Annotated in this window: 15 protein-coding genes and 1 tRNA gene; 11 read left to right on the top strand and 5 right to left on the bottom strand. The window is 48.3% G+C overall.

The features are described from left to right. Positions 1–97 precede the first annotated feature (97 nt). The 11 genes from EYQ01_05280 (at position 98) to EYQ01_05230 (ending at position 10,270) form a co-directional block, all read left to right on the top strand. Positions 98–1,015 carry a hypothetical protein gene (locus tag EYQ01_05280; GenBank protein ID HIE65213.1) on the top strand — a complete coding sequence of 306 codons (918 nt, stop codon included), beginning with the start codon at positions 98–100 and terminating at the stop codon, positions 1,013–1,015. A 151-nt stretch (positions 1,016–1,166) separates the two neighbouring features. Further along, entirely contained in the window at positions 1,167–1,760 is a 594-nt protein-coding gene (locus EYQ01_05275) for a hypothetical protein (GenBank protein ID HIE65212.1), read from the top strand. Positions 1,761–1,874: 114 nt separating this feature from the next. After that, on the top strand, positions 1,875–2,732 hold the full coding sequence (gene ybgF, locus EYQ01_05270) for a tol-pal system protein YbgF (GenBank protein ID HIE65211.1): 858 nt from the start codon (positions 1,875–1,877) through the stop codon (positions 2,730–2,732). Positions 2,733–2,783: 51 nt separating this feature from the next. Continuing rightward, the gene (gene mutL / locus EYQ01_05265; GenBank protein ID HIE65210.1) at positions 2,784–4,673 is read left to right on the top strand and encodes a DNA mismatch repair endonuclease MutL; all 1,890 of its coding nucleotides are present in this window, start codon (positions 2,784–2,786) and stop codon (positions 4,671–4,673) included. 8 nt (positions 4,674–4,681) lie between these two features. After that, positions 4,682–5,665 carry a tRNA (adenosine(37)-N6)-dimethylallyltransferase MiaA gene (gene miaA / locus EYQ01_05260; GenBank protein ID HIE65209.1) on the top strand — a complete coding sequence of 328 codons (984 nt, stop codon included), beginning with the start codon at positions 4,682–4,684 and terminating at the stop codon, positions 5,663–5,665. 62 nt (positions 5,666–5,727) lie between these two features. Continuing rightward, a complete protein-coding gene (mtnP, locus tag EYQ01_05255; GenBank protein HIE65208.1) occupies positions 5,728–6,633 on the top strand; it encodes an S-methyl-5'-thioadenosine phosphorylase in 906 nt (301 codons plus the stop codon). After that, positions 6,630–7,391 (top strand): hypothetical protein, encoded by a 762-nt coding sequence (locus tag EYQ01_05250; protein ID HIE65207.1) that lies wholly within the window; start codon positions 6,630–6,632, stop codon positions 7,389–7,391. The genes mtnP and EYQ01_05250 overlap by 4 nt, the downstream gene beginning before the upstream one ends. Before the next feature lie 40 nt (positions 7,392–7,431). After that, entirely contained in the window at positions 7,432–8,340 is a 909-nt protein-coding gene (locus EYQ01_05245; protein ID HIE65206.1) for a sugar kinase, read from the top strand. 55 nt (positions 8,341–8,395) lie between these two features. Next, the gene (locus EYQ01_05240; protein HIE65205.1) at positions 8,396–9,202 is read left to right on the top strand and encodes a tetratricopeptide repeat protein; all 807 of its coding nucleotides are present in this window, start codon (positions 8,396–8,398) and stop codon (positions 9,200–9,202) included. A 30-nt stretch (positions 9,203–9,232) separates the two neighbouring features. Next, positions 9,233–10,150, top strand: a complete 918-nt coding sequence (locus tag EYQ01_05235) for a helix-turn-helix domain-containing protein (protein HIE65204.1) — start codon at positions 9,233–9,235, stop codon at positions 10,148–10,150. Between the two features lie 45 nt (positions 10,151–10,195). Beyond that, positions 10,196–10,270: transfer RNA gene (locus EYQ01_05230), tRNA-Thr, on the top strand. A gap of 50 nt (positions 10,271–10,320) precedes the next feature. On the opposite strand, the gene EYQ01_05225 is transcribed toward EYQ01_05230, so the two are convergent. The 5 genes from EYQ01_05225 to EYQ01_05205 all read right to left on the bottom strand — a co-directional run bounded on the left by EYQ01_05225 (position 10,321) and on the right by EYQ01_05205 (position 13,695). After that, entirely contained in the window at positions 10,321–11,538 is a 1,218-nt protein-coding gene (locus EYQ01_05225) for a site-specific integrase (protein ID HIE65203.1), read from the bottom strand. Between the two features lie 14 nt (positions 11,539–11,552). Beyond that, positions 11,553–11,744, bottom strand: coding sequence for an XRE family transcriptional regulator (locus tag EYQ01_05220; protein HIE65202.1), 192 nt, complete (start codon positions 11,742–11,744; stop codon positions 11,553–11,555). 434 nt (positions 11,745–12,178) lie between these two features. Beyond that, positions 12,179–12,664: a hypothetical protein gene (locus EYQ01_05215; protein ID HIE65201.1), complete on the bottom strand. Its 486-nt coding sequence runs from the start codon at positions 12,662–12,664 to the stop codon at positions 12,179–12,181. A gap of 2 nt (positions 12,665–12,666) precedes the next feature. Continuing rightward, positions 12,667–13,008, bottom strand: coding sequence for a hypothetical protein (locus EYQ01_05210; protein ID HIE65200.1), 342 nt, complete (start codon positions 13,006–13,008; stop codon positions 12,667–12,669). Further along, positions 13,009–13,695 carry a hypothetical protein gene (locus EYQ01_05205; GenBank protein HIE65199.1) on the bottom strand — a complete coding sequence of 229 codons (687 nt, stop codon included), beginning with the start codon at positions 13,693–13,695 and terminating at the stop codon, positions 13,009–13,011. Positions 13,696–13,808: the final 113 nt, after the last annotated feature.

The raw sequence follows: 13,808 nt of genomic DNA, 5'->3' as shown, positions 1-13,808 counted from the left end.
TGGGTAGCGGGTCTTTAAATAGGTGCTGTGAGTGCTACCTCGCCTCTGCTGGATGCGGTTTCGGTATCGACTTGAATAGCGTAATAGGGGTTTGTCGATGAAGCTGTGGTTTTCCCTCTTCATGATGATGGGAATGGTTCTGTTGCATGGATGCGGCTATACCGTGAGGATGGTTGCTCTTGAAGAGGAGCAGCGGGAACTCCAGGAAAAAAAGAGCTTGGAGGGAGATGTTGCTCGGCTCCAGGTGGATTTAAAGAAATTGAGAAAACAGAATCGTCAGGCAGCGATCATCCTCAAGGAGGAGATTTCTAGGAATGGTACGCTTTTCAAGGCAGGTCTAAAGGATAGTCGTAAAGAGATCCTTGGCCTTCAGAAAGGCCAGACCGATCTCAATGTACGAATGGATGAAGCCACTTTTCAGTTCAGGGGTGTTCAGGGTCACTTTGAGGAGCAAGACCGACTGTTCTCAGCGCTTTCCCATCAAGTTGAAAATGTGGCATTTCGGGTCAATAAACATGGAGAGTCGAAAGAGAAGTTAACTAAGCAAGTGCGCAAACTTGAAAGCTTGCTACAGAGTCAGATGAGGATAGTGGATGCTTTGAAAGAATCACTGCGGAGACAGCTTGATGCGATTAGCCTCGTCGATCGTAATCTTCGGAAGGTGTCGAAAGAACAGGAGAAGAGCCTACAAGTCGTATCGGATCAGGCTTCTGAGTTGGCGGAGAAAATTCCTCCTGTATTAAATCGTCAATCTGTTCGTCTGGATGAACTGGAGTGGCAAGTCAAAAAGATGAGTAGTGAGGTCGATGTAAAACAGATTGATAAGGACTTGGCCACTTTTTCCAGGGCACTCGATACCTTGAAAAAGACGCTTGAACTTTTAGGAGGCCGGATGACAACAAAGCTTGATGAACAAGGGCGGCTCATACGGGATACGACGAAAAAAGTGAGGGGGATCGAGGCCAGGTTGACTCAGGGGGATCGACCGGCGTCCTTGTCGTCAAAGGCAAAGTGATCATTTTCTTTTCATGAAACGAAATTCTACATCATGATAAATATGTTGTAACGGTTCAGCGAGTAGCGCTTGAGGATCTTTTATCGACAGGCGAGTTCACCAAGCAAGTTATTCGGATGTATTCTATTTTGAATAAAGGAGGATATAAACAATGAGGCAGGGAAAATTTTTTTTATTGGTCGCTCTGGGATTGGTTTTTTCGTTAGGAGCTTGTTCAAAGAAGCTGACTCCGGTGTCAGGAACTGCAGGGCTGGGTGAAGAGCGTGTGGAAAGTACTTTCGGCGGGTTACAGGAAGAACGGACTCAGGGTCAAGGCGGTGCTCGGGAAAGTGAAGCGCTAAGCCAAAGAGAAAGACTATTTCAGGGAGAAGAGTCCACTGCAGGTTTGGAGGCGGAGCTTACGAAGAAGGTCATCGCAGATATATTTTTTGAGTTTAATGAGGCCTCACTCCGGAATGAGTCGAAAGAAATCCTCCAAAAAAATGCGGAACTCCTCATGAGCAATCCGGGAACATCCATTCAGGTACAAGGCCATACGGATGAGCGAGGGAGTGAAGAGTATAATCTGGTTCTGGGGGCGCGGCGTGCGAGAATCACAAAGCGTTTTCTGGAGGCCCTGGGGATTAATTCGGCCTTGATTAAAGTCATCAGTTATGGAGAGGAACGGCCTTTTTGTGTACAGAGTGAGGAACGGTGTTGGAAGCAGAACAGAAGAGCTCACTTCCTCATTCAATCTAAAAGGTAGAAGACTCTGCCAGTTGTGCTGACGGGTGGCTGATTCTAAAGAGGAATGGATGTCTAGCAGGATCAATATTTATCCCCTTGTCACCTGTAATTGTACTTGCCGAGGTTTAAAAGGATGTTCAAAAAGATAATCGTTTTGTCCTGTGGTTTTTTTCTCTTTTTCCTGATGCCGGGATGCGCCCTTCAATCAAACATGGTTGAGATTGAATATGATGTCGAGGCGCTGAGAAAGCATCGCTGGGAGCTTCAAGGGCGTCTTGAGCATCTTGAAAAGAAAATGCGCGAGGTCAGTTCGGGAGGACTTACTGACAAGAAGAAGCAGTCTGCTGAGATGGTTGTGCAGGTTGATGATTTGAAGACGGACTTCCAGGTTCTTTCTGGTTTGGTTTCCGAAGACAGGCACCACTTTTCCGGCATCAGTAAACGGATGGAGGATCAGTCATTCCGGGCACAAGATCTTTTAAACCGCCTAGAGGATCTGGAATCTCGTCTTTTTGCAGTTGAAGCAAGCGGATTTCCTAAAAAAGGCCAGGAATTTCATGAAGAAAGGACGGTACTACCTGGCAAGAAGATCAAAATTCTAGGCCTTGGGAACGTTTTGTCTCCAACGGAGGCCTATAATCTGGCGTATAACGATTATCTTAAAGGAAATTACGATCTTGCGATTATATCTTTTAAGAACTTTAGTGACCAGTACCAGAAATCGGCTCTGATTCCTCAATCGATTTATTGGACAGGAGAGAGCTATTATGGGAAGAAATTCTTTTCGAAGGCAATCGAGTACTTCGATCGCCTTCGAAAAGAACATCCCAGGAGTGAAAAGGTGTCAAGTGCTTTGCTCAAGATCGGGTTTGCCCACCTGGAACTGGGTGATCGTGTGAAAGCACGGATTCATTTAAAAAGGGTCATCGAACAATTCCCTAATTCAAATGAGGCACTTCTGGCTAAAGACCAACTTGCCGCCCTGAACTGAGGATTTTCTCCTTCCCTATATCTTAATTATTGAAACCGGGTCTGGAAAATTGTGCCAAAGATCAATATTCTTTCTGAGAGCCTGGCCAACAAGATCGCAGCGGGTGAGGTTGTTGAGAGACCGGCCTCTGTCGTAAAGGAGTTGGTCGAAAATGCGATTGATGCCAAGAGCCAACGTATTTTTGTCTCCGTATTGGAAGGCGGACTTCGACTGATCCAGGTCGAGGATGATGGTGAGGGAATGGATCAGGAAGATGCCTGTCTCGCCTTTCAACGGCATGCAACGAGCAAGGTTACTGAGGAAAAAGACCTATCATCCATTATGACCCTGGGTTTTCGCGGGGAGGCCCTCCCAAGCATAGCCTCCATCTCGAACATTCGCTTGAGAACCTGTCCTGCCGGTGCATTAGAGGGCTCTGACCTAAGCCTGGAAGCGGGGAAGATACAATCCATCAAGGTCACGGCTTCGGCCCAGGGGTCTAACTTTGAGATCAGAGACCTCTTTTTTAATGTTCCGGCGCGCAAGAAATTTCTCAAATCGACGCAAACTGAACTCAGCCATATCAGCGGAGTACTGTTTCAAATCGGCCTGTCCTATCCCTCCATTCATTTTCGTTTGACCCATGGAAGCAGACGTCTTCTCGACTGTCTGCCCGTCCCGGATCTAAAGTCTAGGATTTCACAACTGATTGGCCGAAAGCCGGTTGAGCACTGCCTCCAGACAGAGGGAGGTGATATGGCCGGAGAGGGCATTTCCCTGCGGGCTTTTTTTTCCCGACCTCCGCTTGGGAAAAATCATCGGAAGGATCAATACCTCTTTGTAAATCAACGGCCCATCCGGAGTCCCCTTCTTGTTCATGCAATCTATGACGCTTATGCAAGCTATCTGATGAAGGGAGAACATCCCTTTTTTGTTTTATTCCTCGACATTGATCCTTCGCGGGTTGATGTCAATGTTCATCCGGCGAAGAGAGAGGTCCGCTTTCAAAATACCGATCTTGTCCATCAGACGGTTCGCCGAATTTTTCGGGAAGCCTTGTCCTCGGCGGGCGGAATTGGGTATGGGACGGATGTCCGCTCGGCATCTGGACCGCCTGATGCCCTGTCCTCTGCTTCGAGCCGACCCAGATGGCCGGGGAGTGAAGGCATTATCCGTAGCGAAGCGGGTTTGCGTTCTGATGCTTCAGGAGAGGGAGGGAAATGGCTCGGATGGCCCACATCATCCGAATCGGAGCGCGTAAGAGAGGCAGATAAAGTCTATCCAGAAACTCACGCCTTATTGCCAGACCCTTCTTTTTCGTCTCAGACTGCATCCTTGGGATCAACACCCCTGATTCGTCCCATCGGGCAGGTCTATGGTACTTTTTTGCTTGCCGAAGTGGATGGCTGCCTTGTGATTATTGACCAGCACACCGCGCATGAACGCGTCCTTTATGAGTCCTTACTGTCAGACTGGCGGCGCTTTCAGGCGTCGCAGGGACAAGCGGATTCAGCCTCCACTGTGTTTATCGAGGTTCAGCCGCTTCTCTTTCCACAGCAGGTTGATCTTCCGATATCCAGAGCGGGACTTCTCAGAGATTATTTGCCGCGGCTGGAAGAGCTTGGATTGAAGATTGAACCTTTTGGTGAAACAACTTTCCTGGTTCGGGCCGTGCCGGCTCTCCTGACCGAGATGAACCTTGAATCGTTTCTGATCGATCTGAGCGATGAATTGTCCGAGATAGAGGTTTCTTCTCAAGTGGATCAACCCATATTGAAGATGATCGCCTCCATGGCCTGTCACGGAGCCGTTCGTGCGCATCAGACATTGGCGCTGCCCGAGATTGAGTCTCTTCTTAAGGAATACTTTGAAAAGGGTTCTCCTCCGACTTGTCCTCATGGGAGGCCGATTTTACTAAGCTATCCCTTAACAGAATTAGAAAAGCTGTTCCGACGACGGTGAGTATTGTCATGCCACAAAAACTCAAGTTGTTTTGTGACAAGGCCTCAGAGACCAGGAAGCCCTGGTTTGTCATCGTCGGTCCGACCGCGGTCGGGAAGAGCCGGGTGACGGAGTTCCTGGCACAGGGACTCCGAACCGAGATCATCGTAGCGGACTCCATGCAGATTTATCAGGGCATGGATATCGCGACTGAAAAACCTTCTCTCGAGGCGAGAAGGCGTGTTCCACGTCATCTTATCGACCTCATTCCCCCTGACCAATCTTTTTCTGCAGGGGCCTACAAGAGAGCGGCTGAGGCCACGATTGCCGAAAGGGAAGGTCAGGATCAGATCATTTTGATTGAAGGAGGGAGTGGTCTCTACCTCAGGGCCTTGTTGGATGGACTATGGGAAGGTCCCCCTGCCGATTGGAAATTACGTAGTTCACTTCTTGAAAAGGAAAAAGAGGAAGAAAAGGGGACGCTCCACCGTATGCTTCAGACGGTTGATCCGGTTCTGGCTCAGAAGGTACACTATCGGGATCTCCGTAAGATCATACGCGCCCTTGAAGTGCATGCCTTGACCGGTCGCCGACTCTCCGAATTCCATGAAGAACATCGTCATCAAGCTTCCAGAGAATCACCTTTCTGGATGCTGGGTTTAAGGCGTGATCGAAAAGACCTGGTCCAGAGGATAGAAAGGCGTGTCGATCAGCAGATCACGTCTGGACTGGTCGAGGAAACAGCAGCACTGCTCTCATCGGGCCTTTCCCGGTCATTGCCGTCTATGCTTGGACTGGGGTACAGGCAGATTGTGCCATATCTAGAAGGGGAATGTTCACTGGAGGAGGCGGTTTCTTTATTGAAACGGGATATCCGCCGCTACGCAAAGCGTCAAATGACCTGGTTTCGCGCAGACCTCCGAATTGAGTGGATTGATCTTGCGCCGGAGGAGTCTGCGGATGAAACCGTTGAACGGATCAGAAACTTGAAGAATTACGAGATTATGATATAATCCGATCCAGTTTTATCCGTCTGATTTCAACAGAGGGGGGATTTGCATAGAGGAAGATCACCATGATAAAAAAGCCCGCGAAAAGACTTGGAATATCAAGAGAGCTTCCACAGGCGCGTATCGGTGTTATTGGGGGGAGCGGTCTCTATGACATGGAAAATCTTCAGGAGGTGAGAGAGGTATCGGTGGCCACACCCTTCGGACGGCCCTCTGGAAAGTTCATTATGGGGAGCCTCAAGGGTGTGCCAGTCGCCTTCCTGCCGCGTCACGGCCGGGGGCACACGATACTGCCGTCCGAGATCAATTACCGCGCCAATATTTTTGCGATGAAAAAGCTGGGTGTAGAACGGATCTTGTCTGTCAGCGCTGTCGGCAGCATGAAGGAAGAGATTGCTCCCGGAGATGTTGTTCTCCCGGGTCAGTTTTATGATCTGACCAAGGGGCGAAGAAGTACCTTTTTTGGAAACGGAATCGTGGCGCATGTGAGTCTGGCTGATCCGGTTTGTCCGGAGTTGACTGAAGTTGTTGCGATGGCGGGTCAGGATGTTGGGGCGACACTTCATCGCGGTGGAACCTATCTTTGTATGGAAGGGCCCCAATTTTCAACCCGTGCGGAGTCTGATATTCACCGGAAATGGGGGGTTTCTGTGATCGGGATGACAAATGTGACGGAGGCAAAGCTGGCCCGGGAAGCGGAAATCTGTTATGTGAGTATGGCGATGGCAACTGATTACGACTGCTGGCATATTGGCACAGGTCCTGTCACGGCAGAAATGGTCCTGAAGACGCTTAAGCAAAATGTGGCCCTCTCCAAGAATATGATTCAGGCCGCTGTCGGACGGGTCGATTTAAAAAGAAACTGCCTTTGTGCGGATGCGCTGAAAAATGCCATTGTCACCGACCCCTCTTCTATCTCAAGAAAGTTGAAGAGTTCCTTAAGACCCATTATTGGTAAATATCTCTCATGAAGCAAGCGGTCATATTTTTAGGGTTTTTCCTATCGGGTTGCGTGTCTTTCTTTCCGGTTCCTTCCCATGAAGCCTTGCAGAATCCACCGCCGATGCTTCAGGAACGCTGGGAAACCGAACTCATCCATTCGGAGTTTTCTGTTGAGGCCTTGAACAAAAATGGGATGGCCCTCTTTGCCATTTTGGAGAGAGGGGCCCCCGATGGTTTGCGTCAGTCGGTTGCTTTCGAGGTTTTTCAAGGGCTTCGTTCTTTTTTTCCGGACCTTCGGGTGATTCCAAGAACGGATGCAGTCAGGAAAATAAAAAGCGCAGAGAAACAGGCGGAATATAAAGCGTTTTTTCGCCGTTATCAGGAAGGCAGGTCGATGGATGTGGATGGCCTGAGAGAATGGGGGAGGATAGAGGAGGTTCGTTATCTTTTTATCGGTGAGATTCTCTTTAACGATAAGCATACTGCGACCCGGACGATGCAGAAGGCAGAAAGGGGCGTCGGAGGTTTGATCTCGGTTTTTTCTTCCGGTCCGAGTCACATCCCTGTTACGGTCTATAAACGGGTCTCTCTTCGGGGAGAACTCTGGGACAGTGAGTGTGGAAAGGCCGTATGGATCGGGACCAGTCAGTCCGAAGTCACCGAGCCCGGAGAAAAAGAGCGTGTCCGCGTTGAAGACATCCTAAACTCAACGAGCCGCAACCTGATTGCGGCCCTGGATAAGGCTTTGAAAAAAAATCTGGGAAGCAGTAAGCCAAAGAATTGCTAAAACGAAGTATTTAGATCTGGATAGGTCACAAAGGAGAGAGATGAGTTTATTGGTCGTCGGTTCCGTAGCGTTTGATTCTGTGAAAACCCCTTTTGGTGAGGCCGATGAGGTTTTAGGGGGGTCCGCGACATATTTTGCGACCTCGGCAAGTTATTTTACAGAGGTCCGGATGGTCGCCGTGGTGGGCGAGGATTTTCCCGACTCACATCTTCAGTTTCTGAAGGAGCGCGGTATTGATACGGACGGGGTGGAACGACAGCCGGGTCGAACATTTCGGTGGCGAGGTGAATATGGTTTTCACTTGAACGAGGCGAAGACTCTTGAGACACAGCTCAATGTGTTTGAGACCTTTCATCCCAGGCTTCCGGCAACATATTCAGACTCACCCTTTGTTTTTCTGGCCAACATTGATCCCGAACTTCAGTTGGATGTTCTCAGGCAGGTCAAGGATCCGAAGCTGGTGGCATGTGATACGATGAATTACTGGATCGAGGGAAAACGAGCTGCCTTGTTAGAGATACTGAAAGAAGTTGATATCCTAATGATCAACGATGGTGAGGCGCGTGAGCTTGCAAAAGAGTTCAACCTTGTGGCGGTAGCCAAGAAAATTCTCGCTCTCGGTCCGAAAATTCTTGTCATCAAGCGGGGGGAATATGGTGCCTTGATGTTTAATGGTCAAACCATGTTTGCCGCGCCGGCCTTTCCCCTGGAGTCCATCTTTGATCCAACCGGTGCCGGAGATTCCTTTGCTGGAGGGTTTATGGGTTACCTCTCCAAGAATGGCGCGGTGAATGATGTCACCATTCGACAGGCGGTTATTTATGGAAGTGCGATGGCCTCTTTCAATGTAGAAGCCTTCAGCCTTGATCGCCTGCGTTCGTTAACGGCAGATGATATTGCCAGTCGATACAAAGAATTTAAGGCGCTTACCTTTTTTGAGAGCCATTAATCTTGAACCCGTATAGCTATCAACCCCGTTCTTCCGATAATAAGCCAGAGGTGTCATGAACACGCAAAGCGAGCGCAGTCGCCATCCCTTCGGGGCAGGGTTCTTTAAATATAGAGTGTGGTTTGTCCTGGTCTTTCTTCCGTTCTGGGTCGCTTGCGGTATGACAGAAGCACGACTCAAGAAAGAAAAGGACTCCACGGCGCACTACAAATTTGGCATTGCGTATTCACGGGATATTCCTCCAAATCTTCAGAAGGCCTATATCGAGTTCCAAAAGGCCGTTAAGCTTGACCCCCGTAACCGGGATGCGCACTACGCCCTTGGGGATGTTCACTTTAAAAGAGAGGACTATGCTGAGGCCATCGTGTCATTCAAGAAAACACTTTTGATAGATCCAAGGTTTTCCGAAGCGCATAACTACATGGGAACGGTTCACGAAAGACAAGGAAAATTTGAAGAGGCGATCGGCGAATATCACAAGGCTCTCGAAAATACAGAGTATGCCACCCCGCAATTCCCCCATTGGAACTTAGGATCTCTCTATCTCAAACAAGAGAGATATGACGATGCCCTGAGGGAGTTTAAGGATGTTCTCCGGTTTGATCCTGAAAGTATTGTTGCGCACAACGGGCTGGGAAAGGTGTATCACCAAAAGGGGAGACTCAAAGAGGCGATTACTTCGTATCAGGAGGCATTGCAGATAGCACCGGCTTATCTTGATGCACATTACAACCTGGCCTTTTCGTACTTGAAAACAGGTTCTAAGGATTTGGCTGCGAAGGAGTTTAAAAAGGTGATCGAGTTGTCGCCTCAGAGTCAGTCGGCGCAGGAAGCCGAAAAGTTTTTGGATGCCCTCCAGTAACGATAAAAACACGATAACATAGCAGGCCTGATGGAAAACCTGGGAGACTACCTCCAACAAGCGCGGAAAGCGAAAAAACTGTCGATCGACGAGATGGCTGGCCGAACCCGCATCTCGCCCCGGTTTATTCGGGCGATCGAAGAGAATAGGTTTGACCTTCTTCCCAATATGGTTTCGGCGAAGGGCTTTGTAAAGGGTTACGCCCTATGCCTGGAATTAGATATTGACGAGGTCCTTGATGCATTTTCGGAACTTGTTGAATCAGAAAAACCGCGAAAGGGAAGAGGAGCAGAGGATAAACCCCCTCCGTATATTCAGGCAGGGAGGCCTGATCGTCTTCCGTTTCCATCCTGGACGGTCATGTCTGTGGGTGCTCTAATCCTGTTTTTGCTTATTCTCACCGTCGTCCTTCCCAAGAAAGGTGTGGAAGAAGATGAACCCTCTTCTCCTGAAACAACCTCCTTGGAAGAAGTCATTTCTCCTGAGGTGCCTCAGGTGCTTGGACCACCCGTTCTGGAAACGGGTGATCAGGATGGAGAACTTTCAGAGGTAGGGGATGTATCTGAGGAAGAAGAAAACCCTTTGCCAGAAGCGGGAGAAGAGCTTCCTCTTACGGCTACGGCACCGTTATCAGACCATGACTCTGGTCAGAAGCCTGATGACACGCCTGATCTGATATCAGATGAACCTGCGACTCCTTCCGTCCTGCTTGTCGAGGCAGTTTCCTCCTCTTGGGTGCAGGTCACCCTTGATGGGGATGAAATACAAGAGGCCATGCTCCAACCGGAAGACACGGTGCGTTGGAGAGCGAAGGAGTCGTTTTTTTTGACGCTTGGGAATGCAGGTGGCGTACGTGTTTATCTGGATGGAAAAGATCTTGGTCCGATGGGACCGATTGGCAAGGTTGTTCGAAAAAAGATCATTATTTCTGAAGCCTTGTCCGAGTAAGAAGCACGTAACGACTCACACTTTCCAGTGCTAAGAACATTCGTTGCCGGCGTAGCTCAGTGGTAGAGCAGCTGATTCGTAATCAGCAGGTCGGTGGTTCAATCCCACTCGCCGGCTCCAGTAAAATCAATGAGTTATGGTGTTTTTCCCCTCTCATGTGAATGACCCCCTCAATCTTGGTTGCGGATAGTTGCGGATTTTTCCTCAGTTCTCGGTTTTTCCACAGGCTCATCAAGCCGATCAACTGCCTGTTTGTTGCTCCCAGGAACCAAGTGTCCATACAGATCAACCGTGACCTGAATACTGCTATGTCCCATCTGGTCTCGGATATAAGCGAGACTCTCGTTATTAGTAATCAAGCGACTGCAAAAGGTATGGCGGAGGTCGTGTATCCTGATCCGCCTGAGTTCAGCCTTTTCAAGTACCTTGTAAAAGACCCGGCTCCTAAGATTATCCGGGTCTAAGATTCCACCAATTTCATTGGGAAATACCCATTGAGGTCGTTTCTTCCCATTTACCGCTGCCTCTAATTCCAAGGTTGTTAGGTGATCCTTCAAGACCTTCGCAAGCCCCTTTGACATATCGACCCTTCTAGTCTTGCCATTCTTAGGTGTGGTTAATTGTCCATTGGTCCAGTTTTGCCTTATCTCGATGAAGCGTCCATGAAAATCAAGATCACCATGCTGAACCGCAACCGCTTCACCGATCCGGCAACCAGTCCTCAAAAGGAAGAGAAATAGTGGATAGAAGCGGGGCTTATACTCCTGTACGGTTTGCAAGAATATCGTTTCCTCTTCATGGGTAAAAGGATTGATGTTATCCCGCTTTCCACGCATCTTCATGAACTTACTTGGACGCAAAGCCGGATTGTGAGCAACGATGTCATCATCAATTGCCGATGTGAAGATAACCGATAACGTGCCGAGAATAAGCCGAACAGTACTGGGAGAAGAACCTGCTTTTCGTTTCTCAATGGCAAGCTCCTTGACCATTTTCCGGTTGATCTCACTTAGCGCCATGTCTCCGAGTGCCGGAAGAAGATGTTTGTCTAAAAGCCCCTTATAACTTCGGCAGGTTGTGTGTTTAAGTCCTCTTGTTTCACAACCATCAATCCATTCTGAGGCGTATTCTTCTAATTTCGGCCCTTTATTGACCGGCTCCTTTACTATCCGATTGGGATCATCCAGAACCACTTGACGGATTGAGATATTCACCCCTTGTTTCTTGGCCGATGTTAGAACGTCCAACTTGGAAGCGATTTTTTCCGCTATCTTATCGGCCTCACGTTTGCCAGAGCGTATATATCTGGCACACCGCTTTCCCTTATAATCAGTAAAGATCCACCACTTCCCGCTCCCAAGCGGTCTCTCTCTCACCTTGACGCCCATTGCTTCCTCCTCTTCTAAGGTTTCGGTTCTTCCACCAATTTACTTACTGTGATTCCTAGTCCCTTTGCAAGCCTCTTGAGAGTACTCAATGATGGATCACAATGGCCATTCTCGACGTTGGAAAGGAAAGTCTGGCTCATATTGCATTTGGCGGCCAATTCGCGCTGTGAAAGTCCTTTTTCCTTACGAATAGTCTTTAACATCATGATACTCTATTTAGTATCAATCTATGAATGGAAAAGTCAAGACGAAAATTAAGAGGTGACCTGTTGAAGTACATCGTCAATGATATGTTCAAGGTCGGTATGCTGTTGGGTTACATGGAAGTTCATCATCCAGCGGTCAAATTCGTCAACCTTAACTAAAAGCTTGCCTTCAATGCGGAAATGGGGGAGGGGATTACTATTGTCAAACAATCGATATCTTAACCACCGAACCGAGCAGGATGAATAGGCTGATAGAGCCTTCAAGTCGAGGTAGGAAGGGATTAAAGCTATATTCTTGATCTCGGATTTCATGTTTAATAATTCCGAACTATCTTGGTCAAGAGATCTTGGGCCGGACCTGGGGGGTACAGGGCCGAGGGTGGACGAGGGGTAACGTTAGTATGGCCTCTCCATTGATTTTCTGGCAAAAAGGATTAATCTTCTCCCGCATGGTACACCCCTGATTCATCTTGAATGAGTTCAACTCCGGCAGCTTTCAATTCTGCCTCTAGGGCTTCTATACGGCCTTTTGTGGCCTTTGCCTCCGCTGCATTGGCTCTGGCATCAAAGATCATCGGCGTATTGGATTGCAGGGTTACTTTCTGGTTGTTCGTCCGATCAAGTATCGCCGTGACTGCAATCGGATTGACCTGCCTTTCCCCAGCTAGGATTTCATCGAGGTAGTTATTCAAGATCGCTCTCGACTTAAAGCCAATCGCGTGGAGTTCATTGAGTTCGCTTTTTTTAATAAGCTCCACCATCTGGGCTACGGCGGGATCATCACATTCTTTCTGCAAGTGCGTAATGACAGTATGGTGGCTTCGGCCTAGCGAGTTAGCAACGCTTGTCGGTGAATGGCCGAGATCAACCATAACCTTTGCATACGCTAATTCTTTTTTATTCAATTTCTTACCGGGCATTTCTAAGCATTCTCCCTTTTTTCAATATCACTTTTATTCAGCCATTCAACTAGAATTGAAGCAATGTCGCCGGTTAGAGGATGAGCCACAACGATCGTCCCGTCCCCAGGAACCATCTGAACAAGGCCCTTCATTGATCCTAGGATAGGGGAATTCCACTTAACTAATTGACCTACGGCTAGTCGCAAAGAAGGTTTCTCTACCATCCGAAGAATGCCCTTTTTGATGAACGGTTGAGCATCCTCAAATTCGGCTGTGAAGGTCTCTCCAGGTTTGTAAACTTTTAGCCCTTGTGATGTGTTTAATCTGACAGGCTTCTTGATTGGTGTTAGGGTGATATTCATTTATCTCCCAAAAAGGCTGATCTCTTCAATATTCGTTTCTTCCCCTATAGAGGTGGGTTGGGAAAGAAACGAATCCGAATGGCTTGGACGCCGATAAGTGTAGGGGCTACCCCGTTTTCCTTCACCCCCACGTATGGCTTTTCCCTTTTCTCTCAGCTCTTCCACCGTCCTCCGGACTTCTTTCTGTGTTAGGCCAGTCTCCTCAGCAATGGCCTTTACATCCTGAGAATCTACTCCTAAAGCCTCTTGGACCTTAGTGAGAGCAGCCAGCCTTCCTACCTCCTCAGGTGTCCCTAGTACCGTATATTCGTTCTCTACAAGGTCTATAAGCAGCTCTCTGGGGCTTTCTGCATAACGCCCTAGGGTCTTGACGGTCCGTTGTGTTGTAGTGCCTCCTTGCCTCCGGTCTAATAGAATGGCTTGATCTACAAGCCCGAAGAATGAAGAGGCTCCACGGATACTCCGTCCATCTTCTCCGCCACTCTTTCTGTCATGGACAAGGAGTCCAACCGCTGTGTTGGTTTCATGGGCGAGGTCTAAAAGGGGAGAGACCTCCCTGATAATTTCTTGGTTATTATTTTCGTCTTTGACGTTCCAAAACCGGCTAATGGTGTCGATTAAAACAAGGCCAATGTCATTCTCTTGGATAAACTCCCGTAGCTTTGAAATAGTGGTCGGAGAATTCATAATTCTGCCTGTGAGGATAAAAAGATTGTCTTCTTTTTCAAACCGAATATCGTCAAGAATATTGAAATGGTTAAATACATAATTGTGAAAAGTAATTGTGGAATAATTGTTTT

This window comes from Candidatus Manganitrophaceae bacterium, from assembly GCA_012960925.1.
GTDB lineage: Bacteria > Nitrospirota > Nitrospiria > SBBL01 > JAADHI01 > DUAG01.
This window is presented reverse-complemented; position numbering and strand designations above follow the sequence as displayed.

Bases quoted from the DNA above. Each gene is read 5' to 3' on its own strand.
- EYQ01_05280 (HIE65213.1), top strand. From the start codon at position 98: ATGAAGCTGTGGTTTTCCCTCTTCATGATGATGGGAATGGTTCTGTTG.
- miaA (HIE65209.1), top strand. From the start codon at position 4,682: ATGCCACAAAAACTCAAGTTGTTTTGTGACAAGGCCTCAGAGACCAGG.
- ybgF (HIE65211.1), top strand. From the start codon at position 1,875: ATGTTCAAAAAGATAATCGTTTTGTCCTGTGGTTTTTTTCTCTTTTTC.
- EYQ01_05275 (HIE65212.1), top strand. From the start codon at position 1,167: ATGAGGCAGGGAAAATTTTTTTTATTGGTCGCTCTGGGATTGGTTTTT.
- EYQ01_05215 (HIE65201.1), bottom strand. From the start codon at position 12,664: ATGCCCGGTAAGAAATTGAATAAAAAAGAATTAGCGTATGCAAAGGTT.
- EYQ01_05245 (HIE65206.1), top strand. From the start codon at position 7,432: ATGAGTTTATTGGTCGTCGGTTCCGTAGCGTTTGATTCTGTGAAAACC.
- EYQ01_05240 (HIE65205.1), top strand. From the start codon at position 8,396: ATGAACACGCAAAGCGAGCGCAGTCGCCATCCCTTCGGGGCAGGGTTC.
- EYQ01_05250 (HIE65207.1), top strand. From the start codon at position 6,630: ATGAAGCAAGCGGTCATATTTTTAGGGTTTTTCCTATCGGGTTGCGTG.
- EYQ01_05205 (HIE65199.1), bottom strand. From the start codon at position 13,695: ATGAATTCTCCGACCACTATTTCAAAGCTACGGGAGTTTATCCAAGAG.
- mtnP (HIE65208.1), top strand. From the start codon at position 5,728: ATGATAAAAAAGCCCGCGAAAAGACTTGGAATATCAAGAGAGCTTCCA.
- EYQ01_05235 (HIE65204.1), top strand. From the start codon at position 9,233: ATGGAAAACCTGGGAGACTACCTCCAACAAGCGCGGAAAGCGAAAAAA.
- EYQ01_05210 (HIE65200.1), bottom strand. From the start codon at position 13,008: ATGAATATCACCCTAACACCAATCAAGAAGCCTGTCAGATTAAACACA.
- EYQ01_05225 (HIE65203.1), bottom strand. From the start codon at position 11,538: ATGGGCGTCAAGGTGAGAGAGAGACCGCTTGGGAGCGGGAAGTGGTGG.
- EYQ01_05220 (HIE65202.1), bottom strand. From the start codon at position 11,744: ATGATGTTAAAGACTATTCGTAAGGAAAAAGGACTTTCACAGCGCGAA.